Source organism: Intestinimonas massiliensis (ex Afouda et al. 2020) (assembly GCF_900626285.1).
Taxonomy (GTDB): Bacteria; Bacillota; Clostridia; order Oscillospirales; family Oscillospiraceae; genus Flavonifractor; species Flavonifractor massiliensis_A.
Genome location: NZ_LR131147.1, coordinates 320400 through 347388 on the forward strand (window position 1 = coordinate 320400; position 26989 = coordinate 347388).

The 26989-nt window shown below is 53.4% G+C and carries 30 protein-coding genes and 3 pseudogenes; 23 read left to right on the forward strand and 10 right to left on the reverse strand.

The features are described from left to right. Window positions 1-104 precede the first annotated feature (104 nt). The gene (mobQ, locus tag E0E41_RS01645) at window positions 105-1550 is read left to right on the forward strand and encodes a MobQ family relaxase (RefSeq protein WP_130868463.1); all 1446 of its coding nucleotides are present in this window, start codon (window positions 105-107) and stop codon (window positions 1548-1550) included. 106 nt (window positions 1551-1656) lie between these two features. On the opposite strand, the gene E0E41_RS01650 is transcribed toward mobQ, so the two are convergent. Next, window positions 1657-1947, reverse strand: a complete 291-nt coding sequence (locus E0E41_RS01650; RefSeq protein ID WP_003509355.1) for a type II toxin-antitoxin system YafQ family toxin — start codon at window positions 1945-1947, stop codon at window positions 1657-1659. Further along, window positions 1944-2222, reverse strand: a complete 279-nt coding sequence (locus tag E0E41_RS01655) for a type II toxin-antitoxin system RelB/DinJ family antitoxin (RefSeq protein ID WP_003509354.1) — start codon at window positions 2220-2222, stop codon at window positions 1944-1946. Before E0E41_RS01655 ends, E0E41_RS01650 begins: the two co-directional genes overlap by 4 nt. Before the next feature lie 106 nt (window positions 2223-2328). On the opposite strand from E0E41_RS01655, the gene E0E41_RS18430 reads away from it, so the two are divergent. The 9 genes and pseudogenes from E0E41_RS18430 to E0E41_RS01695 all read left to right on the forward strand — a co-directional run bounded on the left by E0E41_RS18430 (window position 2329) and on the right by E0E41_RS01695 (window position 7479). Next, window positions 2329-2505 (forward strand): hypothetical protein, encoded by a 177-nt coding sequence (locus E0E41_RS18430; RefSeq protein WP_165450485.1) that lies wholly within the window; start codon window positions 2329-2331, stop codon window positions 2503-2505. Continuing rightward, complete coding sequence (locus tag E0E41_RS01660) at window positions 2486-2884, forward strand: cysteine-rich VLP domain-containing protein (protein ID WP_009296692.1); 399 nt, start codon at window positions 2486-2488, stop codon at window positions 2882-2884. Before E0E41_RS18430 ends, E0E41_RS01660 begins: the two co-directional genes overlap by 20 nt. 114 nt (window positions 2885-2998) lie before the next feature. After that, a complete protein-coding gene (locus E0E41_RS01665; protein WP_130868464.1) occupies window positions 2999-3751 on the forward strand; it encodes a phage replisome organizer N-terminal domain-containing protein in 753 nt (250 codons plus the stop codon). Beyond that, window positions 3748-4611: an ATP-binding protein gene (locus tag E0E41_RS01670; protein WP_130868465.1), complete on the forward strand. Its 864-nt coding sequence runs from the start codon at window positions 3748-3750 to the stop codon at window positions 4609-4611. Before E0E41_RS01665 ends, E0E41_RS01670 begins: the two co-directional genes overlap by 4 nt. Before the next feature lie 43 nt (window positions 4612-4654). Next, window positions 4655-4846 (forward strand): transposon-encoded TnpW family protein, encoded by a 192-nt coding sequence (locus E0E41_RS01675; protein ID WP_044911006.1) that lies wholly within the window; start codon window positions 4655-4657, stop codon window positions 4844-4846. 78 nt (window positions 4847-4924) lie between these two features. Beyond that, window positions 4925-5290: a hypothetical protein gene (locus E0E41_RS01680; RefSeq protein ID WP_003509348.1), complete on the forward strand. Its 366-nt coding sequence runs from the start codon at window positions 4925-4927 to the stop codon at window positions 5288-5290. 86 nt (window positions 5291-5376) lie between these two features. After that, window positions 5377-6210: pseudogene (locus E0E41_RS01685) on the forward strand (VirD4-like conjugal transfer protein, CD1115 family); the annotation flags it as partial. Beyond that, the gene (locus E0E41_RS01690; RefSeq protein WP_006574296.1) at window positions 6207-6533 is read left to right on the forward strand and encodes a hypothetical protein; all 327 of its coding nucleotides are present in this window, start codon (window positions 6207-6209) and stop codon (window positions 6531-6533) included. The pseudogene E0E41_RS01685 and the gene E0E41_RS01690, both read left to right, overlap by 4 nt. Window positions 6534-6633: 100 nt before the next feature. Next, window positions 6634-7479, forward strand: a complete 846-nt coding sequence (locus tag E0E41_RS01695) for a hypothetical protein (RefSeq protein ID WP_118642379.1) — start codon at window positions 6634-6636, stop codon at window positions 7477-7479. Here E0E41_RS01695 and E0E41_RS01700 read toward each other — a convergent pair. Beyond that, on the reverse strand, window positions 7476-7838 hold the full coding sequence (locus E0E41_RS01700) for a molecular chaperone GrpE (RefSeq protein WP_242623650.1): 363 nt from the start codon (window positions 7836-7838) through the stop codon (window positions 7476-7478). The two genes, E0E41_RS01695 and E0E41_RS01700, sit on opposite strands and share 4 nt — an antisense overlap. A 102-nt stretch (window positions 7839-7940) precedes the next feature. Here E0E41_RS01700 and E0E41_RS01705 point away from each other — a divergent pair, with 102 nt between their 5' ends. From E0E41_RS01705 to E0E41_RS01730, 5 genes and pseudogenes are all read left to right on the forward strand, one after another. Further along, the gene (locus E0E41_RS01705) at window positions 7941-8294 is read left to right on the forward strand and encodes a PrgI family protein (RefSeq protein ID WP_006574299.1); all 354 of its coding nucleotides are present in this window, start codon (window positions 7941-7943) and stop codon (window positions 8292-8294) included. Further along, window positions 8287-10623 (forward strand): VirB4-like conjugal transfer ATPase, CD1110 family, encoded by a 2337-nt coding sequence (locus E0E41_RS01710; RefSeq protein WP_130868466.1) that lies wholly within the window; start codon window positions 8287-8289, stop codon window positions 10621-10623. Before E0E41_RS01705 ends, E0E41_RS01710 begins: the two co-directional genes overlap by 8 nt. 90 nt (window positions 10624-10713) lie before the next feature. Continuing rightward, window positions 10714-12774 (forward strand): C40 family peptidase, encoded by a 2061-nt coding sequence (locus E0E41_RS18705; protein WP_242623651.1) that lies wholly within the window; start codon window positions 10714-10716, stop codon window positions 12772-12774. Between the two features lie 362 nt (window positions 12775-13136). Next, the gene (locus E0E41_RS01725; RefSeq protein ID WP_004607973.1) at window positions 13137-13364 is read left to right on the forward strand and encodes a transposon-encoded TnpW family protein; all 228 of its coding nucleotides are present in this window, start codon (window positions 13137-13139) and stop codon (window positions 13362-13364) included. 100 nt (window positions 13365-13464) lie between these two features. After that, window positions 13465-13800: pseudogene (locus tag E0E41_RS01730) on the forward strand (recombinase family protein); the annotation flags it as partial. Here the strand turns inward: E0E41_RS01730 and E0E41_RS19220 are convergent. After that, window positions 13799-14002, reverse strand: a complete 204-nt coding sequence (locus E0E41_RS19220) for a hypothetical protein (protein ID WP_368019928.1) — start codon at window positions 14000-14002, stop codon at window positions 13799-13801. The pseudogene E0E41_RS01730 and the gene E0E41_RS19220 sit on opposite strands and share 2 nt — an antisense overlap. A 109-nt stretch (window positions 14003-14111) precedes the next feature. Between E0E41_RS19220 and rlmN the strand changes: the two genes are divergently transcribed. The 5 genes from rlmN (at window position 14112) to E0E41_RS01770 (ending at window position 18740) form a co-directional block, all read left to right on the forward strand. Then, the gene (rlmN, locus tag E0E41_RS01740) at window positions 14112-15101 is read left to right on the forward strand and encodes a 23S rRNA (adenine(2503)-C(2))-methyltransferase RlmN (RefSeq protein WP_008978028.1); all 990 of its coding nucleotides are present in this window, start codon (window positions 14112-14114) and stop codon (window positions 15099-15101) included. 535 nt (window positions 15102-15636) lie between these two features. Then, complete coding sequence (locus E0E41_RS01745; protein ID WP_008978027.1) at window positions 15637-16077, forward strand: RNA polymerase sigma factor; 441 nt, start codon at window positions 15637-15639, stop codon at window positions 16075-16077. Then, a complete protein-coding gene (locus E0E41_RS01750) occupies window positions 16058-16318 on the forward strand; it encodes a helix-turn-helix domain-containing protein (protein ID WP_019727567.1) in 261 nt (86 codons plus the stop codon). The genes E0E41_RS01745 and E0E41_RS01750 overlap by 20 nt, the downstream gene beginning before the upstream one ends. A gap of 417 nt (window positions 16319-16735) precedes the next feature. Then, window positions 16736-16963 (forward strand): transposon-encoded TnpW family protein, encoded by a 228-nt coding sequence (locus tag E0E41_RS01765; RefSeq protein ID WP_004607973.1) that lies wholly within the window; start codon window positions 16736-16738, stop codon window positions 16961-16963. Window positions 16964-17063: 100 nt separating this feature from the next. Then, window positions 17064-18740, forward strand: coding sequence for a recombinase family protein (locus E0E41_RS01770; protein WP_019727566.1), 1677 nt, complete (start codon window positions 17064-17066; stop codon window positions 18738-18740). 63 nt (window positions 18741-18803) lie between these two features. Here the strand turns inward: E0E41_RS01770 and E0E41_RS01775 are convergent. The 6 genes and pseudogenes from E0E41_RS01775 to E0E41_RS18435 form a co-directional block, all read right to left on the reverse strand. Beyond that, window positions 18804-18992 (reverse strand): annotated as a pseudogene (locus E0E41_RS01775) (recombinase family protein); the annotation flags it as partial. A gap of 143 nt (window positions 18993-19135) precedes the next feature. Beyond that, window positions 19136-19318: a transposon-encoded TnpW family protein gene (locus tag E0E41_RS01780; protein WP_091132804.1), complete on the reverse strand. Its 183-nt coding sequence runs from the start codon at window positions 19316-19318 to the stop codon at window positions 19136-19138. A 134-nt stretch (window positions 19319-19452) separates the two neighbouring features. Further along, window positions 19453-19812 carry a cysteine-rich VLP domain-containing protein gene (locus tag E0E41_RS01785; RefSeq protein ID WP_091132801.1) on the reverse strand — a complete coding sequence of 120 codons (360 nt, stop codon included), beginning with the start codon at window positions 19810-19812 and terminating at the stop codon, window positions 19453-19455. Further along, window positions 19802-21361 carry a relaxase/mobilization nuclease domain-containing protein gene (locus E0E41_RS01790; RefSeq protein ID WP_091132798.1) on the reverse strand — a complete coding sequence of 520 codons (1560 nt, stop codon included), beginning with the start codon at window positions 21359-21361 and terminating at the stop codon, window positions 19802-19804. Before E0E41_RS01790 ends, E0E41_RS01785 begins: the two co-directional genes overlap by 11 nt. Next, window positions 21333-21731: a plasmid mobilization protein gene (locus E0E41_RS01795; RefSeq protein ID WP_177187319.1), complete on the reverse strand. Its 399-nt coding sequence runs from the start codon at window positions 21729-21731 to the stop codon at window positions 21333-21335. Before E0E41_RS01795 ends, E0E41_RS01790 begins: the two co-directional genes overlap by 29 nt. A gap of 451 nt (window positions 21732-22182) precedes the next feature. Further along, complete coding sequence (locus E0E41_RS18435) at window positions 22183-22461, reverse strand: hypothetical protein (protein WP_165450486.1); 279 nt, start codon at window positions 22459-22461, stop codon at window positions 22183-22185. A gap of 201 nt (window positions 22462-22662) precedes the next feature. Between E0E41_RS18435 and tet(40) the strand changes: the two genes are divergently transcribed. The 3 genes from tet(40) (at window position 22663) to E0E41_RS18790 (ending at window position 26951) form a co-directional block, all read left to right on the forward strand. Continuing rightward, entirely contained in the window at window positions 22663-23883 is a 1221-nt protein-coding gene (gene tet(40), locus E0E41_RS01805; protein WP_002578914.1) for a tetracycline efflux MFS transporter Tet(40), read from the forward strand. Between the two features lie 158 nt (window positions 23884-24041). Continuing rightward, window positions 24042-24878: a hypothetical protein gene (locus tag E0E41_RS01810; RefSeq protein WP_130868469.1), complete on the forward strand. Its 837-nt coding sequence runs from the start codon at window positions 24042-24044 to the stop codon at window positions 24876-24878. A gap of 186 nt (window positions 24879-25064) precedes the next feature. After that, on the forward strand, window positions 25065-26951 hold the full coding sequence (locus tag E0E41_RS18790) for an XRE family transcriptional regulator (protein ID WP_242623652.1): 1887 nt from the start codon (window positions 25065-25067) through the stop codon (window positions 26949-26951). Window positions 26952-26989: the final 38 nt, after the last annotated feature.

Sequence of the window (26989 nt, forward strand, 5' to 3'; positions counted from 1 at the left end):
TGGGGCGCTACACTCCCCAAACCCCTTGTGCGCCCCGCGCAGCCAGACACCCGCTTCGCGTCTGTCCGGCTCCACGGAGCCTGAATACCCCTTACCGAAAGGAGGTGCCACCCATAGATTTTTGTCATATTCCCGTTAGTATCATCAAGCGCAGCGAGGGCCGTTCCGCTGTTGCCGCAGCCGCCTACCGCAGCGGAACAAAGCTGACGAATGAATGGGACGGCCTTACCCACGATTACACCCGCAAGGGCGGCGTTGTCCATGCGGAGATCATGCTGCCCGCCCACGCCCCGCCGGAATTTGCAGACCGCTCCACCCTTTGGAACAGTGTGGAGCAGATCGAGAAAGCCAGGGACAGCCAGCTTGCCCGCGAGATCGAGGCGGCTTTGCCCCGCGAACTGTCCAGGGAACAGCAGCTTGCCCTTGTCCGGGCCTATGTGAAGGACAACTTTGTGGACAAGGGGATGTGCGCTGATTTTGCCATCCATGACAAGGGAACCGGCAACCCCCATGTCCATATCATGCTGACCGTCCGGCCCTTAAAAGAAAACGGCGCATGGGGCGCGAAGTGCCGCAAGGCATACGACCTGGACGAAAACGGCCAGCGCATCCCGGACGAGAGAGGCGGCTGGAAGAACCACCGGGAGGACACCACCGACTGGAACGACAAAGGGAATGTGGAGATTTGGCGAGCAGCATGGGCGGCTTATACCAACCGGGCATTGGAGGCAGCCGGTCAGCCTGCCCTGGTAGACCACCGCAGCTACAAGCGACAGGGCATTGATAAAATCCCCTCTGTCCACCTGGGGCCAGCGGCCAGCCAGATGGAGAAGCGCGGCATCCGCACCGACAAGGGGGAAGTCAACCGGCAGATCGCCGCCGACAACAAGCTGCTGAAAGAAATCAAGGCCCGCATTACCCGCCTCTACAACTGGTCGAAGGCCGAGGCCGAGAAGCCGGAGGGCCAGCAGCCCAGCATGATTGACTTGTGGGAGGCCCAGCAGCAGCTCAAGCGGCCCGACACCCGCACCGGTAAAATCCGGGCTTTGCAGGAGAGCGCCGCCCTGTTCAATTTCCTGAACGCCAACGGCATCCAATCCATGCAGCAGCTCCATGAAAAAATTGCCGGCATGAACACCCGCTACTATGACCTGCGGCGAGAGATCGTCAAAGCCGAGCGCCGGATTGCCACACTCACCGAGCGCGGGGAGATGTGGGCGCAGTACAACGAATACAAGGCCATTCATAAACAGCTTGCCAGGGTGAAGCCGGAGAAGCGGGAACTGTTCGAGCAGCGCCACAGCCGGGAACTGATCCTCTATGACGCGGCGGCCCGGTATCTGAAAGAACTGAAAGCCAGCGGCGAGGAAATCACCCCGAAGGAATGGCGGCGTGAGATCGACCTGTTGACCGCCCAGAAACAGGTGGACAGCATCGACATGAAAGCTATGCGGGAGGAGCTAAAAGCTGTGGAACGGCTCCGCAAGGCCGCCGACCAACTGGCCCGGCAGGAACGGGACAAGCCCCGCGACCGGGGGCCGGAGCGGTAAAGGGTACGGCGCTTTGCCGACCCCTTTCAGGTGCGTCGCGTTTCACGACACCCTTTTGCACACAGAAAAACCGCCGTACAGGTTTCCCCATACGGCGGCAGATGGTTTATTTGCCGAACAAGTCGCTGTGCGACCCGGTGCGGGCAAGCGTCAGCACCAGCACATCATCCTCGATACGGTAAATGAGCAGCCAGTCCGGGAGAATGTGACATTCCCGATGGCCCACCCAATCGCCGGACAAATCGTGATCGCGGTTTTTATCCGGCAGCGGTTCGCCCATCGACAGCAGCGCCACGACCTGTTCCAGCAATTCGATTTTCAGGCCGCGCTTGATTGCCCGCTTGTAGTCCTTTTTGAAAGCGGTCGTGTACTTGACGGTGTACTTTGTTTTCCTCATTTTTTCAGGTCGGCAAACAACTCGTCAAGGTCATTGTATCCCTTTACAGACGGGTCTTTTGCAATCCTTTCCGCTTCCAGCATGGCAGCAATCGTTTCCTTGTTGGGCTGTTCCAGCTTCACCTCAAAGGGAATGCCGCCCTCACGAAGCGACTGGCGCACGAAGATGTTGAACGCCGTGGATAAATTCATGCCGAGTTCCGCAAACAGGGCGTCGGCCTGTGCCTTCAAATCCGCGTCCATGCGGATGCTGATGTTTGTGGTATTTCCAGCCATATCATCAACCCCTTTCTGCTGGTACTTTTAGTATATGCCATTTGCACGAAGAAAACAATACTTTGCACGAATATTTAACAGTAAATTCATTGAAGGAGGTCACTGTATGAAGCAAATTATTTTGCCCGTCACTATCCACCTGAATATCCGCCTGCCCCTTGCCCTCTTGCAGCCGGAATCGGCAGACGCGCCCACCGGCCCGGAGCCGGAGGCCCGTGCCTGCCAGGGCTGCGGCAACTGCGGCGGGTGTGGGAAGTGCCAGCATGAAAAAAAGCAAGCCTGAACCCGTCCCCGTCATGGACTACCGCCAGTACCGCAGAGCGCGGCGGCTGGTACATGAGTGCTGCAACTATGACGGCGGCCACTGTATCGCGCTGGATGATGGGGAGGAATGTGTCTGCGTCCAGTCCATTTCCTACTCCCTGTTGTGCCGGTGGTTCCGGGCGGCGGTGCTGCCGCTGGACAGAGAACTGGAAACGGCCCTGTTCCACCGCCTGGACGCCAAACGGTGCGCCGTCTGCGGGGCGCTGTTCACCCCCGGCTCCAACCGGGCCAAATACTGCCCGGAATGTGCCGGACGCATGAAGCGTATCAAGGCCGCCCAGCGCAAGCGCAAACAAAGGGCGAAATGTCACGCTTTAGGGGCTGAAAACCCCTTGTAAATCAAGGCTTTTTTCGAGGGTGTCGCTGGGGGCCTGATAGATTTATCCTCTGGCCCCCAAAACGGCCCTCTAAAGGCATACAGACCCCTGAAATAAACCCCAAGGAGGAAGCCTATGTCAGACAATCGAAAATATTACTACCTCAAGCTGAAAGAAAACTTCTACAACAGCGAAACGATGGTCATTTTGGAGAGTATGCAGGATGGCCTGCTGTACTCCAATCTGCTGCTGAAAATGTACCTCATGTCACTCAAAAGCGGCGGTATCCTCATGCTCAATGACCATCTGCCCCACACGCCCCAGACCATCGCCACCTTTACCCGCCATCAGGTGGGGACGGTGGAACGGGCCTTGAAGGTGTTCCTTGAATTTGGCCTTGTGGAGATTTTGACCGATGGGGCCTACTACATGGCCGACATCCAACTGCTGATCGGCCAATCCTCTACCGAGGGGGAACGGAAAAAGAAAGAGCGTATGCGATTGAAGCGTCAAAAACTGCTCCCATCCGGCGGGGCGGACATTTGTCCACCATATAGCCAGGGGGACATTTGTCCACCAGAGATTAGAGATAAGAGATTAGATATTAGAGATAAGAGTATAGAGAATAGAGAGAGTGAGAGCGCCCGCGCCTATGGCCGTTACCAGAATGTTTTCCTGACGGACGAGGAACTGGCAGACTTGCAGGCCAGTTTTCCCACTGTATGGGGCCAGTACATCGAAAAGCTGTCCGAATACATGGCCTCTACCGGTAAGCGGTATCAGAGCCATGCCGCCACCATCCGGCGCTGGGCCGGTGAGGACGCGAAAAAGGCGGCCCCGCCCACCCGCAACCGTGATTACAGCGTAAAGGAGGATGAAACCGTATGATGGAGATTACCGCAGAAATCCGGGCGCTGATCGACAAGGCAGCCGCCGGTATGGAACTGGCCGGGGACGAGTACATAGACCCGGCAGACGGCCTCATTCACTGTAAAAAGTGCGGCGGCCAGAGGCAGACCGTTGTGCCATGCTTTGGGAAACCCGGCTACTTCATGCCCCGCTGTATCTGCCAGTGTCAGCGGGAGGCCGAGGAACAGCGCAAGGCCGCCGAGGAACGGCAGCGCCGCATGGAGCGCATCAAGCGCCGGAAGGCCCAGGGCCTGCAAGACCGCTATCTGTACGACTACACCTTTGCCAACGACAACGGCCAAAATCCTCTGATGGACAAGGCCCGCGCCTACGTGGAGAACTGGAAGGAGGCATACAGGAACAACACCGGCCTGCTTCTGTTTGGGGATGTGGGAACTGGCAAGTCCTTTTTCGCCGGTTGTATCGCCAACGCCCTGCTTGACCGGGATGTGCCGGTGCTGATGACGAACTTTCCCACCATCCTGAACCGTCTGACGGGAATGTTTTCCGAGGACAGGGCCGACTTTATCGCCAGCTTTGACGAGTACGACCTGCTTATCATTGACGATTTGGGTGTGGAGCGCAGTACCGAGTATGCGATGGAGCAGATGTTTTTCGTCATTGACAGCCGCTACCGCAGCCGCAGGCCCATGATCATCACCACCAACCTGAAGCTGGCCGAACTCAAAAACTCGCCTGACCTGGCCCACGCTCGTATCTATGACCGTATTCTGGAACGGTGCGCCCCGATCCTCTTTGCCGGGAAAAACTTCCGGGAGGAAAACGCCGGGGCCACCAAGCAGGCGGCGAAAGACATTGTAAACCGTAAGCATGAGTAATTTTGTGCCGGACGGCACAGCCCCGCCCGGAGAAAGGAGCGCCATGAGCGAAGAAACCCGTACCATGCAGACCGCAGACACCACCACTACCAGAGCGCCGGAGGACGCCCCCGCGCTGGTAAAGAAAATCGGCAAGACCACCTACAAGGTGCGCGTCCATTTCAGCCAGACCAGCACTGAAACCATGAGCGACAAAATCAAGCGTATGCTCAAAAACGAGATACAGCAGATGTGACCGGCTGATAAAGCCAGCCGCCTTGTGTTAAACTGATGATGGTACACGCCAAAACTTTTAGCCAAGGAGGACATGAAAATGCTGTACGAAGAAACGGAAAAGAAAGAGATTGAGAGGGTTTACGCGGTGTTTGCCGACTACATCCGGGAAAGCCCCTATCTGGAATGGCTCTGGTCTGATAAGCTGGGCTATCTGCTGCTGAAAATCAGCACAAAAAAGCGGTATGTCGAGGAAGAAATACTCGTTGACACCGCCGACCAGCTTGCCGAAGTGCTGTTTTCCGAGGTGTCGATGGATGTGTTGCAGATGACCGGCAACGATCACACTGAACAGACCGCCGACCCTCTGGAACTGGCCGAGATAAAGCGGCGCTGGAACCCCTTCCTTGAACGGCTGCCGGAATACCAGACCGTTTGCGAAAAAATCCTTGCCGGGGAAAAGTAACCCCACCCGCCTGAGTGTCAGGAGCATGAAAGTGCTTCTGGCACTTTTTTGTGGCTTTTTTGTGAATTTGATTAAAAAGTCCTTGACAACTCGTTTCGGGCAAGACAGCCAAGAGTATTTTGGTCTCCGCCGCGGTTCGTCTGGCCCCCTTTAACCTACCCCAGATCCGGGCCATCACGGATCACGACGATATGGACCTCTATACCCTGGGAGAAAAGAAATGCGCTCTCTACGCCGTGATCCCGGACAATGACAGCACCTTCAACTTCTTGGTGTCCCTGCTCTATTCCCAGGCGTTTCAGACACTTTATTACAGCGCGGACCAGATCCATCATGGGGCGCTGCCCCGGCACGTCCACTTTGTATTGGATGAGTTCGCGGCCATGCCGCTGCCAGGGTACACTCGTGAATTGGCCACCATGCGTTCCCGCAACATTTCCTCCAGCACCATCATTCAGAACATGGCCCAGATCAAGGAACTGTACAAGGACTCCTGGGAGACCATCCCCGGCAACTCGGACACTATCCTCTATCTGGGCGGCAACGAGCAGAGCACCCATAAGTATATCTCTGAGGCCCTGGGCAAGGCCACCATTGATACAAAGACCCATGGGCAGACCAAGGGCAAATCGGGCTCCTACTCCACCAATTTCCAGATGAGTGGACGGGAGCTGCTTACCCCTGATGAGGTCCGTGCGTTGGATAATCGCTATTGCATCTTGTTTATCCGGGGAGCAAAACCCGTCATGGACCTAAAGTATGAACTGACCGAGCACCCCGCTATCCGCTACACCGTGGACGGAGGCGGAGCGCCGTATATTCACCATGGACACAACACCACACCGGCCATTCCAGGCACACCGTTCTTCCAGGTTATTTCTGCCGATGAAACCAACAAAGAAAAGGAGACTGCAGCATGAAACATGATCTGACCACCCGTAAGTATGAGCGCCGCGCACGGAAACTGTACGCCCTGTTTTCCTGCCTCGTTCTGGCGCTGACCGTTATGGTTGTCCCGGCCTTTGCCGCAGATGATCCGCTGACGGTCGTCAACAACCTTTCCGAGTTCATCTTCTCACTGATTCGAGCCATCGGCCTGATCCTGCTGGGCTTCGGCGTCCTCCAACTGGGCCTGTCCCTCAAGAGCCATGACCCCTCCCAGCGGGCCAATGGCATGCTCACCATCGCCGGTGGTATCGTGATCACCTTTACCAAGGAGATCCTCACCCTCATCACCGGCTGATGAGGAAGAAACGCAAGAACACCCACGGCCCTGGAATGGGCTGTGGGTGAGAAAGGAGTGGCTGCAACATGAGATACAGCCTGTATGGGAGGTGAAGTGATTGGGCAGTGGAAACTGGATCGTAGACAATCTGAATTCCGCCCTGCAGACCTGGAACGACAAACTCGCAGAGATCTGGACCCTGATCAGCACGACCCCAGAGGACTTCAAAGGCGGCGGGATCTGGAACGTGATCGTCAGTATCAACGGGGCGCTGCAAGCCATTGGCTATGCGCTGTTAGTGCTGTTTTTTGTGATGGGCGTAATCAAGACCTGCGGCAGCTTTACCGAGATCAAGCGCCCGGAGGTGGCCTTCAAGTGCTTTATCCGCTTTGTGCTGGCACAGGCGGCAGTGACCTATGGCATGGAACTAATGAACGCCCTGTTCCAAGTGGCCCAGGGGGCAATATCCACCATCATGGACGCATCCGGCATGACTGCCATGTCACCCACCACACTGCCGGAAGAACTCATTACCGCCATTGAAAGCGTGGGGCTGTTGGAGTCCATCCCCCTTTGGGCGGTGACTCTGCTGGGCTCCCTGTTTATCTGGGTCCTGTCCCTCGTTATGATCCTGACCGTTTACTCCCGCTTTTTCAAGCTCTACATGGCCACCGCCATCGCGCCTATCCCCCTGGCCAGTTTCGCGGGACAGCCCTCCAGCAGCATTGGCGTCGCTTTCCTCAAAAGCTATGCCGCCATCTGCCTGGAGGGCTGTATCATTGTGTTGGCCTGCGTCATTTTTTCGCAGTTTGCCTCCGCTCCGCCCGCTGTGGGCGACGCTTCCACAGCACCGGCCACACTGGTCTGGAACTACATTGGCGAGTTGATCTTCAATATGCTGGTGCTGGTTGGTTCCATCAAGATGAGCGACCGGATCATCCGGGAATTGATGGGGCTTGGTTAATCATCGTCAAACAGGTCGTCCACCCGGATCTTATATCCGCCATCCGCTTCTGGTTCCCCGTACATTTGGGCCTCCCGCATCCGGTTGAGCACGATGAGTTCCAGCATCTTGTCCTCTCTCCTCCGGAGCAGGATGTCCTGGACCTTCCGAACCAGGGAGACCACCCAGGACAGGACTACCACCGCCAGCAGCGCATACCAGATGACGTTGGCCAGCGTTTGATTGGCATAGTACCATTCATGAAAAATGGTGGGAACGATCAGCGCATAAACCAGTGGGATGGTCAGGCGAAACACCGCTGCCAGGCGGAACACAATGGAGAGCAAAATCATTACGCTCCCGAGCATCAGATATGCCATACGCTCAACTCCCTTCCTAAGTTGAGCAAATGGTACCATAGCCGGACAGGCTTTGCAACGGTCTGTCCATGAAAACCAAACAGAAATGCAGGAGGTGATACCTTGGAGGTACGCATCAATAAAGAGGTGCGGAATTACCAGGAAAGTCTTTTTTTCGGCCTGTCCCTGCGGCAATTTTTGTTTGCCCTGCTGGCCGTTCTGGTGGCGCTGGCCGTGTACTTTTGCCTGCACCCGGTGCTTGGAACAGGCGAGATCGGATGGGTGTGCATCCTGGCCGCGTTTCCATTCGCCCTGGGTGGTTTTTTCACCTATAACGGCATGACGCTGGAACGCTTTCTCATGGCGTATATCCGCTCGGAATTTTTCATGCCCAAACGTCTCTTGTTCCGTTCAAATGATCTCTATGTCCAACTCATGGAACATTCATCGATAAAGGAGGCCATTCGACTTGATTAAGACCCTTCAAAACACATTGAAGCAGGACAAGGAGCACCTTACGGTGCCGAAGTCCGTTCAGGACACCATCCCCATCCGCCGGATCTGGCCGGATGGGCTTTTCCAGTTCGGAGGGAAATTCTCGAAAACCATCCGCTTTTCCGACATCAATTACGCCATCGCTTCCAAAGAGGACAAGACCTCCATGTTCCTGGGCTACTCGGAACTGCTCAACGCCCTGGACACCGGCTCCACCACCAAGATCACCATCAACAACAAGCGGCTCAACCGCCGCAATTTTGAGCAGGAGATCCTGATCCCGCCCCAGGGGGATCATCTGGACGGGGGGCGCTCCGAGTACAACGCTATGCTGCTGGACAAGGTCACCGACTCCTCCAACAGCATGGTGCAGGAGCGATATGTCACCGTCTCCACCCATAAGAAAACGCCCGAGGAGGCCCGGACCTTCTTCGACCGGGTCATGAATGATGTGACCACCCGGCTCAATCACCTGGATTCCCACTGTGAGGAACTGGACGCGGTGGAGCGGCTGCGTGTGCTCCATGATTTTTACCGGGTGGGCGAGGAGTCCCGGTTCCATATCGATCTGCGGGAGTGCATGAAAACAGGCCGTTCCTTTAAGGACGCCATCTGCCCGGACAGTATGGAGTTTCGGAAGGACCACTTCATCCTGGGCGACAAATATGGCCGGGCCATGTTCCTCAAGGAGTATGCCAGCTACATCAAGGACTCCATGATCAACGAACTCACCAGCCTGAACCGCACCATGATGCTGTCCATCGACGTGATCCCCGTCCCCACCGATGAGGCTGTGCGGGAGATGCAGAACCGCCTGCTGGGGGTGGAGACCAACGTCACCAACTGGCAGCGGCGGCAGAACAGCAACAACAACTTCTCCGCGGTGGTGCCCTACGACCTGGAGCAGCAGCGGAAAGAGACGCGGGAAATGCTGGATGATCTAACCACACGGGATCAGAGGATGATGTTCGCCGTGGTGACTCTGGTGCATCTGGCCGACAGCAAGGAGGAGCTGGACAGCGACACAGAGACCCTCCAGTCCATCGCACGCAAGCATTTGTGTCAGCTGACCACTCTGAACTGGCAGCAGGACGCGGGCCTTGTCACCGCCCTCCCCTTGGGTCTGCGGCGGATCGACGCCCTGCGCACCCTTACCACCGAGGCCCTGGCCGTCCTCATGCCCTTCAAAGCCCAGGAGATCCGGGACCGGGGCGGCATCTACTACGGCCAGAATGTCATCAGTAAAAATCTCATCATTGCCGATCGCAAGCAGCTCCTCAACGGCAACGGATTTGTTCTGGGCGTGTCTGGCTCCGGCAAATCCTTTACCGCAAAACGGGAGATTACCGCCCTGGCCCTCTCTACCCAGGATGACATCCTGATCATTGATCCGGAGTCGGAATATCGGCCCCTAGTGGAAGGGCTGGGCGGCGAGGTGGTGGAGATCTCCGCCACCTCCAGCAACCACATCAACGCCATGGACATGGAGCAGGGCTACGGCGAGGGTGAAAACCCCGTGGTGCTGAAATCGGAGTTCCTGCTTTCTCTCTGTGAGCAGTCTGTGGGGGCCGGAAAGCTGTCTGCCAAGGAGAAGTCTATCATCGACCGCTGTACAGCACAGTGCTACCACGACTATGTGCGGGACGGCTGCCGGGGCCAGGCCCCCACACTCCAGGACTTTCACGCCGAACTGCTGCGCCAGCCGGAGGCCGAGGCGCGGGATGTGGCTCTGGCCCTGGAACTGTTCACGGAGGGCAGTCTCAACACCTTTGCCAAACCCACCAATGTGGACATGAGCTCCCGCATCGCCTGTTATGACATCCGGAAGCTGGGCAAACAGCTGCTCTCCATGGGCATGCTGGTGATCCTGGACAGCTTTCTCAACCGAATCACCCGCAACCGCCGCCTGGGGCGGAATACCTGGATCTATATCGATGAGATCTATCTGCTGTTCCAGCATGAGTACAGCGCCAACTTCCTGTTCACCCTTTGGAAGCGGGTGCGGAAGTACGGTGCCTGCTGTACCGGCCTGACCCAGAATGTGGACGATCTGCTCCAGTCCCACACGGCCCGGACCATGCTCGCCAACAGTGAATTCCTGGTCATGCTCAACCAGGCCAGCACCGACCGGCTGGAGCTGGCCCGTCTGCTGAACATCTCAGACAACCAGCTCTCCTACATCACCAATGTGGACTTTGGGCGGGGCCTCATCAAGTGCGGCAGCGCCATTGTGCCCTTCATGGACAATTTCCCCCGTCATACGCAGCTCTATAAACTGATGACGACCAAGCCCTCTGACTTGGCCGCGTAATAAAACCAGGGAGGGGCCAAGGCCCCTCCCTGCTGGAGTGAGGTGAGATATATCGATAAAATCAAAGAGAAACCGCAGGTGCAGCACACTTTGAAAGAACGGGTCAAGTCCGCGCCGAAGGAATTGATCCGGCGGGGGCTGGATGACGGCACAGAACGCCTGCGGGGCCAGCTGCGGGACACGGCCCAGCACGGCCAGCGGGATGACTTCGGCGGCGACCAGCTGGGCGATGCCGAGGTGAGCGGTGTCAAACGGGCGGAGCAGCTGGCCGAGCATCTGCTGGGAAAACGAAAGAAAGGTGCAAAGCACACCCCGGATGCAGGCCCGGACGGATACCCTGACCGTCACGATCCGCCAGGAGCGGCAAGACCAAGAGATGACGGCACTCTGCCTCCAAGGGGCCGCCGCCGCGGGAAAGAAGCGGGAGATCTGCTCCGGACGCAGAGTGCGGGCAGAAGCCAGCCCCAGCCGCAGTCCGCACTCCAAACGCCTCAAAAAAGAAATATCAAGACCAAGGACGCCTATCTGAAGATGCAAGCCGATCCCGCGCCTGCCACACCGCCAAGCGCCTTGCAGCAGGGAAAAACGTCCTTTGTGCGGGAGCGCCAGGGCACCCTTCTCCGCAGCAGGAAACTGGAGCAGCGCTTGCCTGTGAGAAAGGTCGGCCCCTTGGCAGCTCCTCCCTCGGGAAAACGGCCACAAGGTACAGAGGCCCGCAAGCAGCTACATCAGGTGTCCGGGCAGACAGGTGGTTCTCGTGTGCAGCCCCGGCCTCACGGGGAGGTCTCCAGGCAGGCTATGGGCAGCACCGCAAAGACGGCAGTAAAAGAACGAGGCGTGCCGGTCAAATCGGCTGGCCATCCCATTCGCAAAACGGCTGGGATTGGAAAGCCGGGTGGGAAACCGCCTGTAAGAGCGTTTCCGGCCCGACAGGCCCGCCGTGCGGCGGAGGCGGGAGCCAGGCTGGCACAGACTCAAAAGGCCGCACAGGCGGCCCGTGTGACCGCCAGACAGGCCGCACAGGCGGCAAACCGCGCACTACGCGCTGTGATCGCGGCAGCTAAGGCTTTGGCCGCCGCGGCCACAGCAGGCGGTGGGGTGGTGATCGCGGTGGTGGTTGTCATCTGTTTGTGCGGCATCATCCTTGCCTCACCGCTGGGGATCTTTTTTGCCGGACCTGATGAAACAACCGGAGCCATCTCTCCCGCCCAGGCGGTGGCACAGATCAACGGCGAATTGGGAGAGAAGATCTCCAGCATGCAGGCGGAGGGTGGATATGACACGCTGGAGATCCAGGGACAGCCGCCCCCCTGGTCTGATATTCTGGCGGTGTTTGCCGCCAAAACGGCGGGCGCTGCTGATGGAACGACCGTGGCGATATTGGATGCGGCCAATGTAGAGGCCCTGCGCACAGTCTTCTGGGACATGACAAAACTTGCCTCCTCCTCCAGAGCGGTGGAGCATCCCGCCTCCGGAGACACTCCGGCCTGGACAGAGCAAATACTCACTGTGACGATCACCGCCAGGACGCCGGATGATATGCGGGTATTTTATTCTTTCACAGAGGAACAGAACAAGGCTCTGGATGAACTGCTGGCAAATTCCGACATGCTGGCTGCCTTGACCGGGGATCTCACGATCTCTGACGCCACAGCAAAGAAGCTGCTGGCTGACCTGCCCGCTGATCTGGACCCAGAGCGCCGGGCTGTGGTGGAAACAGCCTGTAGGCTGGTAGGCAAGGTCAACTACTTCTGGGGCGGGAAGTCTCTGGTGATTGGCTGGGACTCCCGCTGGGGCCAGCTCACCAAGGTATGGGCAGACGGCAGCTCGACTACCGGAACCTACCTGCCCTACGGGTTAGATTGCAGTGGATTCGTCGATTGGGTATTTTACAATGTTACTGATGGAGAGTACGTCATAGGCCACGGCGGTGGTGCCCACATGCAGCACACCTACTGTACCCCCATCTCTTGGGATGAGGCCCTACCGGGGGATCTGGTGTTTTATCCCGGTGACGAGCACGTGGGAATCGTAGGCGGCAGAGATACAAATGGCAGGCTTTTAATAATTCATTGCGCTTTTAGCCAAAATAATGTAGTTATTACGGAGTCAGAAGGCTTTGTGGCTGCTGCAAAACCATCATTTTATTAAATTGCAAAAGGAGGACAATACCACATAAAAATAGAGGAGCAGTGTGGTAGGGCTGCATGAGAACCATGCCGGGGTGAAATTCCCATGAGGTTATGCTAATAACCGTCCGATTAAAGCCTTTGTTTTATTGAATAGTGGACTTGCTGCTATTCATAGACTGTATTATATGTTTGCGAAAGAAAGGGGGATTTTCTTTGACGCAAAACCAAACGCCCGTTACCACAACGGAGCATAAAATAGGAAAAGTTACTTACCTTGTATGTTCGTCCGNGTGGTAGGGCTGCATGAGAACCATGCCGGGGTGAAATTCCCATGAGGTTATGCTAATAACCGTCCGATTAAAGCCTTTGTTTTATTGAATAGTGGACTTGCTGCTATTCATAGACTGTATTATATGTTTGCGAAAGAAAGGGGGATTTTCTTTGACGCAAAACCAAACGCCCGTTACCACAACGGAGCATAAAATAGGAAAAGTTACTTACCTTGTATGTTCGTCCGCAAGTGAACGCGCAACGGACACACTGGATAAAAAGATAAAAAAACTCATTCGCAAAGACATGGAACTGAACCCCGCAAACGCCCGGAAATAGGGCGTTTCTTCACATTTTATACATGACACAGGCAGCGGTATGTGGTATAATATAGACAGTACAAATGCCATGCTTGTCTGTCGTCGGAAAGGAGGACAAAATGTTACAGACAGACAAGATTACCGCTTTATATTGCAGATTGAGCCAGGAAGATATGCAGGCCGGGGAAAGCGAGAGCATACAGAACCAAAAGATGATTTTACAAAAGTATGCTGACGAACACCACTTTTTCAACACGCGCTTTTTCGTAGACGACGGATTTTCCGGCGTGAGCTTTGAGCGTGAGGGGCTTCAAGCCATGCTGCACGAAGTTGAAGCCGGGAACGTGGCGACCGTCATAACAAAAGACCTCTCCCGTCTGGGACGTAATTATCTGAAAACCGGGGAGCTGATAGAGATTGTTTTTCCCGAATATGAAGTGCGCTACATTGCCATTAAGTTGAATGACCCGCCAAAAATGGTGCATCGTTCAACAGGGGAAGCGCGGACGTGCGGCTGATCAATGAGAGAATACGGCCGCCGCATTCCCCCATGGCCAGGGGGCGCACAAAGAGCGGCAGATCCCGGCGGAGCCTGTCGGTATCCGCCTGGTTAATCTCCAGAAGGCTATGCAGCATAGCCCGCTTGATACGAGGCATGCTGTAGCGCTTGGTTGAATGACCCGCCAAAAATGGTGCATCGTTCAACAAATCATAATCAAAAACTCTGAAAAACAAACTTTTTAATTTTGAAAAGGAAGGATATTAAATGAAACACTTACCTAAAAGTACACCTACGGAAATATTGAATGACCCATACGGATTTACTTACAAAGAAATGTCGGAAGTAATTGGAGAGGATAAAGCAAGAGCCTTATATGCGAAATTGTATAAACAGCCATTTCACAAAAAAAATCTATCAATATCAACAAAAAAAGTCTATAAAAGTAGCGATACTGAAAAGTATGTTTATGAATTGAAAGACAACAGGTATATCGAAACGGTTTTTATTAAACGGCGAGATGGTGGGACTGTTTGCGTAAGTACGCAAGTTGGTTGTTCTGTTGGCTGTATTTTTTGTGAGTCCGGACGCAATGGTTTCGTTCGTAATCTAACACCGTCTGAAATTGTGCAGCAGGTCATATTGATACGTCAAAAAGTAAATCGTATCGTTTTTATGGGAATGGGAGAACCTTTATTCAATTACGACAACTTGATTGCAGCAATCCATATTCTTCGAGATAGAAATGGACTTAACTTTCCAACCGACGGCATTACCATATCAACAGTTGGTCCAGTTAATCAATTAAAAAAATTGCGCGAAGAACATCTAAAAATTCAGTTGACAATATCTTTACATGCAGCAACACAGGCTGTGAGAAACTGTATCATTCCTCATATGCACATGTACGCTATTGAAGATGTTGTTAAGCAAGCATTGTCCTATTCACAAAGGCATAATCGAAAAGTGGTATTTGCGTATTTGCTTTTACCAGGTATAAATGACCGTTCCTCAGATATAAGGCAACTTGCAAAATGGTTTAAGGGCAAAAATGTTATGATTAACGTGCTGCAATACAACCCGACGAGTAATTCAAAAATTAGAGCACCACAAAAACAAGAAATGGTTGCGTTCAAACATCAATTAGAGCAAACAGGACTTGAAGTTACCATGAGAGTTTCTCATGGTAGAGAGATTAAAGCAGCTTGTGGACAGTTAGCTAATACATATAATAAAGCCAAAAAACAACAAAAATAATTTAATTAAAAGAGCCAGACGCACAGACGCAGAGCCGATAATATGCAGTTTGAAATACTGCTGTTATCGGCTCTTTTTTGATTTAATTTGTGCCCCCAATAACCATATTGGAGCAAAATCAGAACTGTTGCTTGTCGTTCTTTGATTTCCGCAGCAGCTTTGAAAAATCAAAGCCGCCGTTTCTTTTTATCTTCTCAAGAAATGACGCGGTATCACTGTTAAAAGCGGCGGCTAAAGGAGGTAGCCGCCATGAAGCACATACCATATCGACAAAATCCGACGGTCATTGACACATCAAAAAAAGCCCGACCACCACCGGGGGAAATTACGCTTGTATATATGAACTGTCTAATCATCTAAATACTACTCACAATACCAATGCGCCTGTCCGGGCTTTTCGGACAGGCGCATTTTGCTGCTCAAAAAATTTTTTGAAGAAATTTCAAAAAATCTTCGGCGTTTTTGAAAACCGCCGTATTGCCCCGCGAAAAGGGGGAAGCACCACCAACTTTCCAACGAGAAAGGAGGTGAGAATGTGGAACCTAACAGCAGGGAGTTTTACAAACAGTGTGCTTTTCAGAAGTTTTGTAATACGGTACTTCACAATGAAGCGTGCGACACTCATAGAGAGCTTCGCAGACACAGGGCAAAGGAAGTGACCTTTTCCGACATGACCTTAGACGAAGCGCGACAGCTTCATACGTTTGATGAATATTTCAAACGGGAAACTGTTGAAACCGTCTTTGAGAAAGCCGGGAAGAAAATCACGCCAAAGCTGCTTCTTGAAGCAATCCGTACTTTGCCGGAAGAAAAGCGCAAAGCCATACTGCTGTATTACTTCGAGGGAATGAACGATACCGAGATTGCGGAACTGTTCAATACGTCGAGAAGCACGATACAGTACAGGCGGACAAGCTCTTTTGAGAGATTAAGAAAATATCTGGAGGAAAATGCTGATGAATGGGACGAATGGTAACGAACCCGGCTACCCGGAAAATGCCCTTGTTCCCTATCCTGTCATTGTGGTAGCGACAAAGGGCGACCCGGACGCTATGAAGATTGTCTTGCAGCATTTCAGCGGCTACATAGCCCGCCTCTCCATGCGGAAGCTGTACGACGAGCGCGGGAATGTCTATTTCGGCGTAGACCACGACATTCGGGAACGGCTGCAAGCAAAACTGATGATGGCTGTCCTCACCTTTAAGGCAGAGGAATAAACCGCAGCGGCGGCGGGACGCTTTCTCTCTCCCCCTTTTCCGTTCCGCTGCTGACGCGGCAGCAAAGCCATTCTGAACCTTGACAAAGAAAGCGGCGCAAGATAACGGCGGCGCAGCATAGGGCAAATCGGATACGTTCCTTTTGCGCCGAGCCATACGGCGGGTGCGCCATGACGCTATCCGGGTGAGGTTATCCCCGCCCGGACAGCCGAGCGACCAACACCGCGCCGGAAAGCAAGTGTAGCGGCTTGCGGGCGACGACACGCAGAATATACAATGATACTTCCTTACAGCCACAGTCCGAGCGTTAAGAGCGTCGCAGGCAATGGGTAGGGCTGCATGAGAACCATGCCGGGGTGAAATTCCCATGAGGTTATGCTAATAACCGTCCGATTAAAGCCTTTGTTTTATTGAATAGTGGACTTGCTGCTATTCATAGACTGTATTATATGTTTGCGAAAGAAAGGGGGATTTTCTTTGACGCAAAACCAAACGCCCGTTACCACAACGGAGCATAAAATAGGAAAAGTTACTTACCTTGTATGTTCGTCCGCAAGTGAACGCGCAACGGACACACTGGATAAAAAGATAAAAAAACTCATTCGCAAAGACATGGAACTGAACCCCGCAAACGCCCGGAAATAGGGCGTTTCTTCACATTTTATACATGACACAGGCAGCGGTATGTGGTATAATATAGACAGTACAAATGCCATGCTTGTCTGTCGTCGGAAAGGAGGACAAAATGTTACAGACAGACAAGATTACCGCTTTATATTGCAGATTGAGCCAGGAAGATATGCAGGCCGGGGAAAGCGAGAGCATACAGAACCAAAAGATGATTTTACAAAAGTATGCTGACGAACACCACTTTTTCAACACGCGCTTTTTCGTAGACGACGGATTTTCCGGCGTGAGCTTTGAGCGTGAGGGGCTTCAAGCCATGCTGCACGAAGTTGAAGCCGGGAACGTGGCGACCGTCATAACAAAAGACCTCTCCCGTCTGGGACGTAATTATCTGAAAACCGGGGAGCTGATAGAGATTGTTTTTCCCGAATATGAAGTGCGCTACATTGCCATTAACGACGGTGTAGACACAGCAAGGGAAGATAACGAGTTTACCCCTCTGCGGAACTGGTTCAACGAGTTTTACGCCCGCGACACTTCAAAGAAAATCCGGGCTGTCAAACAGGCAAAGGCGCAGAAAGGCGAGCGCGTCAACGGGCAAGTGCCTTATGGGTACATAGCTGACCCCAACGACCGCAATCATCTATTGCCCGACCCGGAAACGGCGCACATTGTAAAACAGATTTTCGCTATGTATGTGCGCGGCGACCGTATCTGCGAAATCCAGAACTGGCTACGGGAACATGAGGTATTGACTGTTGCAGAATTGCAGTACAGGCGCACAGGAAGCCACAGGCACCCCCGCCCACACCCGAATTGTATTTACAACTGGCCGGATAAGACGCTCTATGACATTCTGGCGCGTAAAGAGTATTTGGGGCATACCATTACAGGCAAGAGCTATAAGGTATCTTACAAATCGAAAAAGACGAAGAAGAACCCGGAGGAAAAGCGTTACTTCTTCCCCAACACACACGAACCCTTGATTGATGAAGAAACCTTTGAGCTTGCACAGAAACGGATTGCCACCAAACACCGCCCTACAAAGGTTGATGAAATTGACATTTTTTCGGGGCTTCTCTTTTGCGGGGACTGCGGCTATAAAATGTATCTGCAACAGGGAGCCGGGACACTGGAACGCAAACACGCCTACACTTGCGGCAAGTATCGAAACAGGATAAGGACTGGCGAGCTTTGCACTACCCATTATATCCGAAAGAGCGTCCTTAAAGAACTTGTCCTTGCCGATTTACAAAGGGTATTGTCCTATGTGAAAGAGCATGAACAGGAGTTTATCGAAACCGCCAACGAGTGCAGCGCAAAGGCAGTACAAAAGACGCTGACGCAGCAACGGAAAGAGCTTGACAAGGCGCAGAGCCGGATTAGCGAGCTGAATATCTTGTTCCGCAAGCTCTATGAGGACAACGCTTTAGGGAAACTTTCAGATGAACAATTTGCTTTTCTGACTTCCGGCTATGACGAAGAAAAAAAGACGCTGACCCGGAGGATTGCGGAACTGTCACAGGAAATTGACAACGCCACCGAGCGCAGCGCGGACGTGAAAAGGTTTGTCGCACTGGTACGCAAATACACCGCCATTACCGAACTGACCTACGAAAACGTCCATGAATTTATTGACCGCATTCTTATTCACGAACTGGATAAGGAAACGAACACCCGCAAAATCGAAATCTTTTATAGCTTTGTCGGCAGAGTTGATACAGGCGACAAGCCTACTGAAAGTATCTCCTATTTCAGACAGATTGGAGCCGACGTAAAGAGTTATGCTATCTAACATACATCAAAAAGAGGTAAGATAACACCCTCTGCAAAAAAGGTTACGTTATCTTACCTCAACAAAGTTGGCTCCGCTCCATCCGTCATCCACGAAAAACTGATAGGGCATCAGGCTATGCTCACGGGCGTAGCTTTCGAGGATGCGCTTTTGATTGGAAATCGAGTTGCTCTCGCCCTGCAATTCATCGTCGCGGCTGAGGCGGCAGTACAAGGCGGTGATGGGGGCTTGCATGGGTTGCTGTCTTAACATCGTTTCCTCCAATCCGACAGCCCCGGCCCCGCTATTCCGATGGCAACAGTATAGCACAGGCCGGGGCGGTTGTATAGTGCTTTTTACTTCCTTACAAGAAAAAGTTTTAAGCTGAGGATTATCGCGGAACTACCGGCAGGAGGTCACGGGCCGGGGCTGATCTGGCAGCGGCTTTCGGCCTCCAGGACTTTCGCCATTTTGTCGGCGGCGGTGTCGGTGGTGTCCTGCTTGAAGTAGCCGGAAACGGTGAGGACGGTGTTGCCCATGCGGATTTCAGTCACGCAGTCCGGGCGGCGGGTGGTGGTCTTGCTGGGGGTGTCGGTCATAGGCGGCTCCTTTCAAATTTTTGTTGTGGACATTTAGAGGGCCATTTTCGAGGCCCGGAATGGTAGTACACAGCTCCCCTATTGAGGACGGCCCAAAAGCCCCGTGATACCGGGCTTTTCAAGGGCCTAAACCGTTACATGGCGGCCCGGTGGCGGCGCACCCGCTCACGGGTCTTGCGGCGTTCTTCCTCCTTGGCGCACTCCGGGCAGTATTTGGCCCGGTTGGATTTTGGGATGTACCAGCCACCGCACAGGACGCACTTTTTTCTTTCCCGGCGGTGGAGCAGGGCGGCGCACAGGCTTTCGTCCAGAGGCAGCACAGCCGCCCGAAACCAGCGGCAGATCAGCGAATAGGAAATGCTCTGCGGGCAGACACATTCCTCCCCATCGTCCAGCAGAAGGCAGTTCCCGCCGTCATAGTTGCAGCAGTCATGCACCAATCGCCGGACGGCCCGGTACTGCGGATAGGTCAGCCGGACGGCGTTATCGGTCATGCTCGTCCCTCCGCTGGCTGGGCGCACCGTGAAGCACCTGGTCGATGTTCCGCTTGACGGTCAGCAGCTCGTCCGCCTCCCGCTTACGCTCCTGATACTCATTGTACCCGGCGTTCTTCTCGGACATCAGGGCCTCGATCTCCGCCGTCAGCTCCTTGACGGTGGGCAGCTTGGTGATGCCGTTGGCCTTGAAGAAACGAATGGTGGCCTCGGAGAGGAGAAGATCACCTTCATGCTCCTGCCGGTAGGCGGCGCGGGCCTTGGGCGTTTTCTGTGCGGCGAGGCCATCCCGGACTGCTTTGGTGTTCCGGTAGATGATGATCTGCCGCCGCAGCTCCTTTTTTTCTTTCAAGGCCAATTCCTTCGGCTTCAAGCTGGCGGCGCTGTCACGCACAGCGGCAAAGGCGGCGGACACGGCGGCGTCCAACTCCTCCGGCGAGGAAAAGCCATACTCGGTATAGACGTTGACCGAGTTTGCTATCTGCTTCAGGTTGAACACGGACGCCCATTGCTGGTAGCCGATGCCCTTGCCCTCGGCTTTCTTGGCCTCAATGTCCACCATGCGCTGGACGCCCTGGGGCTGGCGAAGCTGCTCCCGGATGCTGGGCTTGGCTCCCAGGCTGGGACGGGCGGCGTTGCGTTCCAGAGCGGCACCGACGGCGGCGCGGTCGAAATCGTCCCCCAGCTTCCGGGCGGTGATGGGCTTGGCCCGGTCGGGGGTGAGGTAGGACAACCGGCCCCGGCTCTCCTTGACGGTGATGCCCCGCTGTAACAGCCGCTGGGCAAAGTCCTCGAAGCTGACGGCCAGGTTGAGGACGGCCCGGATCTCCCGGCGCAGCTTCTCCTTGTCCGTTTCAAACTTGGTGGGCGGCTTACCCTGGGCGGCGGCTTCGGTGTCCAGAGCAAGCTGCCCTTTCTTCTGCGCCCAATACTCCCGTTCGGTGACACGGTTTTTGCTCCCGCCCAGCAAGTCGATTTGGTACAGCCCCGCCCCCTGGCACAGCTCCATGACCTCGGCCCGGAAGTGGCGCATGGCTGCGGCGGTGCAGCGGTGCTTGGCTCCGGCCTGGGTGTCGCTGGCTCTGTCCATGTACGGTTTGCGCTCCACCTCGGCCACCCGCAGGGAGTTGATAACGATATGGACATGGATGTTGCCGCTGTGGTTGTGACCGTCCGGGTGGGTGCAGACCAGGGCCTGGTGTCCGGGGAACTGCTCGGCACAGAACCGCTCCCCCAGCGCCTGGGCCTTGTCCATTGTCAGGCCGTGGTCGGGGCCGTCCCTGGGGTCAAAGGACAGGATGTAGTGATGGCTTTTCACGTCCTCCCTCTGCTGGTTTTTTCCATAGCGGAGATTGGCCCGCATACAGGCTACGGCGAAGTCCTCCTCGCCGCAATTCAAAGAAGAAATGCGGTAGTCCTGACGGGGGACAAGCCGCCCGTTCTCGTCCAGGATGGGCTTGCCGGTGAACTCGTCATGCTCAAAGGTGAGGTACTGCTCCGCCACGCCGTAGTCGGCATTTTTAGAGCTTAAATGTTTCAGTGTTGCCAATGGCTTCACCTACCTCTCGAAGCACCTGGAACTTGAGGGCAGCGAGGTCGGACAGCTCCGCCCGAACCTCGGCGGCGAGGGTGTTGTACGGTGCTCCGTACTCGTTCAGATACCGGGCAATCTGATTGAGGTTGCCGCCGATTTTCCCATACTCCCCGGTCAGCCTGCCCACGGCGGCAAGCAGCTCGTCATTGACGGGGGACACGATGATGATGGGCTTGACGGTCGCGCCGGTGATGGCCTGCCGGATAAATTCGGACTGGCTCATGCCGTAGGCGGTCAGGCGCTCCATGAAGTCGGCGTGTTCTTCTTCGGTCACACGGGTCTTGATGATGTGGGTGCGGTGGGGCGTGTTGTAGCGTTTGGACAATAAACTTTTACCTCCTGTTTTGAAATTCCCTTTAGGGTATAGTTCGCCCATTATACACCTTTCAAGTTTTCCATATTCAGTTGTCATGGGCGATGTGTTACGCGATGGAAAAGGGAACATCAGGCTTTGGAAAAACACAATGCACCCAGGTGGTCAAGACCATCTGGGTGCAGAGAATTTTACTGATATTCACTTTTTATATCGCTCATCGTTAAGACTATTATAGAGCGAATGTAAAGTATTGTCAATGCGTTTTGAGGTCTAGTTTTGTCGAATTGGCCCGATGGAACAGTACAGACGCAAAGCGGGTGTACTATTCCGGCGGGTGCGCCGCTCTGCGGCGATTGCGGAAACGGCTTCCGATTTCCGCCTGGTCAGGCGAGAACGCAACAGGCGGGGCTGACGGATTTTTGTGGCGCGGCTGCGCCACAACACCGGCGCGGAGCGCCGGTCAGCAGGGTTTGGGGAAGGCACTCCCCAACAAGTAGCAGACCAGGGGAACAAATGAGCGGAGCGAAATTTGGGCCACGGGTCGATACTTGCTCTCGCTCTCGCTCTCGCTCTCGCTCTCGCTCTCGCTCTCGCTCTCGCTCTCGCTCTCGCTCTCGCTCTCGCTCTCGCTCTCGCTCTCGCTCTCGCTCTCGCTCTCGCTCTCGCTCTCGCTCTCGCTTCTCTTTACATTGACAACACAAAGCCCATTTGCTATAATATCGCGAAGAAGAACAGCCATGTTGTTCTAATTTCAGTATCGGAGGTATTCATATGGCAAACTGCAAAAACAGAAACAAGTCTTTTAACGGCGCTTTGGGCACTTTAGGAGGCCTTTTCTAAAATCACTGTTAGAAAGGGCTGAGAAGTTTGCCCTTCCTGCGCGGCAGTCGGGCTTGTTTCACAAAACAACCCACTGATTCGTAAAGGAGAATGTAACTTCATGTTTGCTAAAAATTCAAAGGCATATTCTGTCTACCTGCTGTTCCGATTTGTCTTTTCCCTGGCGGTTTCTATGTCCACAGTGCTTTCCATCGTGTACCACCTGGAGGTGGTGCAGCTGGATGCTTTCCAGCTTGTCCTGGTAGGGACGGTTCTGGAGACCTCCTGCTTTCTGTTCGAGATACCCACCGGTGTGGTGGCGGATTTGTATAGCCGTCGGCGCTCGGTGCTGATTGGAATGTTCCTCTACGGCCTGGGCTTTCTGATGGAGGGTGCGCTACCGTGGTTCGCGCCGGTTCTGCTGGCCCAGGTTGTCTGGGGTTGCGGTGATACCTTCATCACCGGCGCTCTGGAGGCGTGGATTGCCTCGGAGGAAGAGGACAAACCCATAGACAAGGTGTTCCTGCGGGGCAGTCAAATGGGGCAAATCGGCGGCGTTCTGGGCGTGGTGCTGGGCACACTGCTGGGAAACATAAACCTGCAAATGCCTGTCATCTTGGGGGGCAGTTTGTGCTTGTTGTTGGGGCTGGTGTTGGTTCGCATCATGCCAGAAACCAACTTCTCCCCTGCTATTGAGGAACGGCAGGGCTTGCTTAAAGACTTTGTCTGCCTGTTCAAGCTCAACCTGGGCTTTGTGAAAGGCGCACCTGTGTTGCTGGCGCTCTTAGCAATCACACTATGCGGGGGACTTGCCAGTGAAGGCTTTGACCGGCTCTCCACCGCTCATTTTCTGGATGACACGGTAATACCCGTTATCGGGCCGCTGAACAGCGTCACTTGGTTCGGTGTTATCAGTCTTATCGGCAGCGGCTTAGGTATTCTGGCTTCTCAGTTGCTCATCGCCCGCATGGAGAAAAAAGGGACTGTCAGCCGAACCAGTGTGGTCATGTCCACCAGCGCCGGGTATATCCTGTGCCTGGTTCTCTTCGCGGTGGGGCGGAGCTTTTGGTTCATGTTGTTGGTGTTCCTGCTGGCGGGGCTTATGCGCACCATCAAGGAGCCTGTGCTGGCCGCCTGGATGAACGACCATGTGGATGAGAAAATGCGCGCCACAGTCTTTTCCACCAGCGGACAGCTGGACTCTTTCGGGCAGATCATCGGCGGGCCTATTGTGGGGCTGGTAGCCCAGCAGGTGTCCATACCCTGGGGGCTGGTCTGTACCGCTTTCCTGCTGTTGCCCGCGCTGTTCTTAGTGCCGGTGGCGGGAAAGAAGCGGGATTGATATGGCATAGTTAAGTTTACTGACGAGCGGGAGATTACTTCCGCTCGTCTTCATTTAGTAGCGCAAAATTTGAGGACTCTTTATTTCCTTATTCGGTATAGCGGAGGCGGCTGTCAATTCGACATAATTTTCTTGTGATACTTTACCGTACATGAGCATTGGTTCCAGCCAACAATCAGACACAACGTAACCTCCAACTTTTGCAGGCGTTTTTTCAGCGCTATTCCTTCTGCACGGCAGGTGAGGTGCTGGGTACGGCCCGCAGCGGAAAACCAGCCTTTGAGGATCAATTTCTGCTTACAAAGGAGCGACTTGGTTCTTTTTGGGAATCTTTGCTGCCTGATTTACCCCAGTATGAAGCATACAAAGCCTGGCCAAACTGGCTCTATCAAACGGTGGATGGCCTGAGCGATGTGGAAAGTTTTTTCTCCGGCGAGGACAGCTCTACTTTGTTTGATTCGCTTCAGGAGGCGCTGGATGCCCACTGGAGCGCCTATCCCCTGCTCCATCCGAATCGCACCACTCTGGAGGCTGCCGTCCGCAACTGGGACTTCTCAGAGAATGAGTGGGCCTGCCGAGATCTGCTGATTGCCGCCTTTCCTGATGCAGTCCGCTTCTGGAGTGCGGAGGAACTTTTGGAGATGGACACCATGGAACTCCTGGGAAAAGTAAGTGAGTGGAAACCGGAAGTAGGCATCCAGATGATGAAATTGCTGCTGGATACTGCCGAGTGCCATCTCCAGGAGCCAGAAGTCGCCGAACAGCTGTTGGGTAATGATCTGTACGAACTCTGTCAGAATCAAACCGTCCAGCCCAAGCTTTTGGCTCAACTGAAAGAGGATGCTCGTCTGGTTCGGCAGTTGTTCCAAAGCGCCTATGTAGGCGACCTGCAAGAGGAGTTACTGGAGGCATGTGACTGGTTTGGAGAATCGATGCTGAAAGAGCATCTTCAATCTCTTTTGGCACAAAACCCTCATTTCAAGGAATTTGAATAGATAGAATGGCTCGGCCTGTGATCGACACTGGCCGAGCCTATTTTTTTCCTGAAAATTCCTTATTCTTTAGCACAAGTGATGTATGACTTGTTGAACGATACATATCTTCCAATGCTCTTGTTATCAGACTCCCGATGGTATAAAATGTTATCAGAATCAGTCATTTACATGTAGGGGGGATTTTAAGTGGCAGCTGTAAGATCGATTTTCGAGTATGTCAGTAATAAGTGCTATAATGGACTATACGATGCCGCAAAAAAGTACCTCGATAACCATTGGCACACAATGGGGCTTGAAACTAGACGTGTGGCTGAAATAAAAAATGCTGAACTGATAGATGCAACTGTACAACGGGTTTATGTTACAGATCGACCTGGCAACTGTATTGCATTTGACATTGGCCTAGAGTTAGAGGTTTGCGTGTCGTCTGCCGATCACCACAATGACAGCGATGATACCTGCTATCCATGGCTTCGCTTTTCCTGCGAAGGGGACCTCTCCAAAGGCTTAGATGACTGGGAAATCCGCGAAATTACGCCTTATGCTAAGCGCAATATACCAGACAATTCTATGTCTGACGCGCTGGTTCCAGATATCCGCCCTGCACAATATGAAAAAACGGCTACAGACTTTCTTGAGGAATATTATCCAGAAGCCTTACGAATTACAAAAGTTGGAGAACCTCCTATTTATGTCGACCCTTATGTTTTAGCCGATCGTCTGGGGCTTTCGGTTTTGACGCATCGTATCAATAAAGAAGGGTCCATTTTTGGACAGCTCTTCTTTTTGGAAGCAGATGCGGAAATGTACGATATCGAACATGACAAGTACGTAGTTATCCATGTTCCAGCAAAAACCATAGTTGTTGATCCCCGGATGTACCTGTTCCGTAATCTCGGATCTGTCAACAATACCATTATCCACGAATGTGTCCATTGGATCAAGCACCGCAAGGTGTTCATGCTGGAAAAGCTGTATAATGAAAAAATACATGGAATTACCTGTGAGGTTGTCGGAGGGGCAAGAGCAAATATGTCCAAGCAGGCAACAGAGAAAATGGAACAGCAAGCTAACCGACTAGCTCCTCGAATCCAAATGCCTGCAGCCCCTTTTAAGGCAAAAGCTTCTGACTATATTGCCAAATTTATGCGCGAAATCGGTGCACACCACGAAATTGAAGTTATGGAGGCGGTAATTCAACAACTTTCGGTAGAGTTTGTAGTCTCTAAGCAGGCTGCTAAAATTCGCTTGGTAGAGCTGGGTTTTGAATCGGCTGTTGGTACATTTAATTTTATCGATGGCCATTATGTCCCACCGCACAGTTACAGCAAGGGAGCCATTTCCAGAAACCAAACATTTACCATAAGCGGTCGGGATGCAGCAATACAACGGCTGGTTAACCCCGCTCTCCATTCTCTGACGCAGGATGGAGATTACCTTTTTCTTGAAAACCACTATGTTTTCAAGGCCCCGATGTATATTAAGAAGGATTCCGAAGGTCACCTCCATCTGACAGAATATGCCCGTTCTCATATGGACGAGTGCTGTTTGGTCTTTGATATGGAGATTCAAGGGGATGTTAGCAAGGAATACCATACGGTTTGTTATCTTAATCGTGAAGAAGGGGCCTATACCTTTAACATTACATATAATGAGGATTTTCGCGCCAAAACCAAGGAGCAACAAAAAGCTTACCGTCAAAAGGAAAAACAGGAAGAAATAGAAATTCGTATGAAAATGACAGATGACCCTTCTCAATGCATGAAACTTCTTCTTAACTGGAAAGGAATGAGCAATCTTGACTTGGGCGTTGCTATTAATAGAGATGAACGCACCATTAGACGAATCGTCAATGGAGAGAACGTTCCAAGCTTAGAGACTGCTGTCCTGATTTGTCTGGGGTTGAACTTGCCCCCAATTATCAGTTCCAAACTGCTGGATTCACTTGGGGTTAAACTGATACCTAGTAAATCCACTCATCTCTGGTACCAGGAAGTCCTAAATGTAAAATATAACGAACCTGTTGAGGATGCCCAGGCTTATCTTGCAGAGTTTGATATTGAACTAAAATAAAATTTTGGACACCCTGTGTCCGGAGACCTTAGTTTGCT

What these genes read in the sequence shown, in the direction of transcription:
- E0E41_RS01650 (WP_003509355.1), bottom strand. Translation starts at nt 1,947, where the DNA reads ATGAGGAAAACAAAGTACACCGTCAAGTACACGACCGCTTTCAAAAAG.
- E0E41_RS01655 (WP_003509354.1), bottom strand. Translation starts at nt 2,222, where the DNA reads ATGGCTGGAAATACCACAAACATCAGCATCCGCATGGACGCGGATTTG.
- E0E41_RS18430 (WP_165450485.1), top strand. Translation starts at nt 2,329, where the DNA reads ATGAAGCAAATTATTTTGCCCGTCACTATCCACCTGAATATCCGCCTG.
- E0E41_RS01660 (WP_009296692.1), top strand. Translation starts at nt 2,486, where the DNA reads ATGAAAAAAAGCAAGCCTGAACCCGTCCCCGTCATGGACTACCGCCAG.
- E0E41_RS01665 (WP_130868464.1), top strand. Translation starts at nt 2,999, where the DNA reads ATGTCAGACAATCGAAAATATTACTACCTCAAGCTGAAAGAAAACTTC.
- E0E41_RS01670 (WP_130868465.1), top strand. Translation starts at nt 3,748, where the DNA reads ATGATGGAGATTACCGCAGAAATCCGGGCGCTGATCGACAAGGCAGCC.
- E0E41_RS01675 (WP_044911006.1), top strand. Translation starts at nt 4,655, where the DNA reads ATGAGCGAAGAAACCCGTACCATGCAGACCGCAGACACCACCACTACC.
- E0E41_RS01680 (WP_003509348.1), top strand. Translation starts at nt 4,925, where the DNA reads ATGCTGTACGAAGAAACGGAAAAGAAAGAGATTGAGAGGGTTTACGCG.
- E0E41_RS01690 (WP_006574296.1), top strand. Translation starts at nt 6,207, where the DNA reads ATGAAACATGATCTGACCACCCGTAAGTATGAGCGCCGCGCACGGAAA.
- E0E41_RS01700 (WP_242623650.1), bottom strand. Translation starts at nt 7,838, where the DNA reads ATGGCATATCTGATGCTCGGGAGCGTAATGATTTTGCTCTCCATTGTG.
- E0E41_RS19220 (WP_368019928.1), bottom strand. Translation starts at nt 14,002, where the DNA reads ATGCCTCGTATCAAGCGGGCTATGCTGCATAGCCTTCTGGAGATTAAC.
- rlmN (WP_008978028.1), top strand. Translation starts at nt 14,112, where the DNA reads ATGAAACACTTACCTAAAAGTACACCTACGGAAATATTGAATGACCCA.
- E0E41_RS01750 (WP_019727567.1), top strand. Translation starts at nt 16,058, where the DNA reads ATGAATGGGACGAATGGTAACGAACCCGGCTACCCGGAAAATGCCCTT.
- E0E41_RS01770 (WP_019727566.1), top strand. Translation starts at nt 17,064, where the DNA reads ATGTTACAGACAGACAAGATTACCGCTTTATATTGCAGATTGAGCCAG.
- E0E41_RS01780 (WP_091132804.1), bottom strand. Translation starts at nt 19,318, where the DNA reads ATGACCGACACCCCCAGCAAGACCACCACCCGCCGCCCGGACTGCGTG.
- E0E41_RS01785 (WP_091132801.1), bottom strand. Translation starts at nt 19,812, where the DNA reads ATGACCGATAACGCCGTCCGGCTGACCTATCCGCAGTACCGGGCCGTC.
- E0E41_RS18435 (WP_165450486.1), bottom strand. Translation starts at nt 22,461, where the DNA reads ATGGCTGTTCTTCTTCGCGATATTATAGCAAATGGGCTTTGTGTTGTC.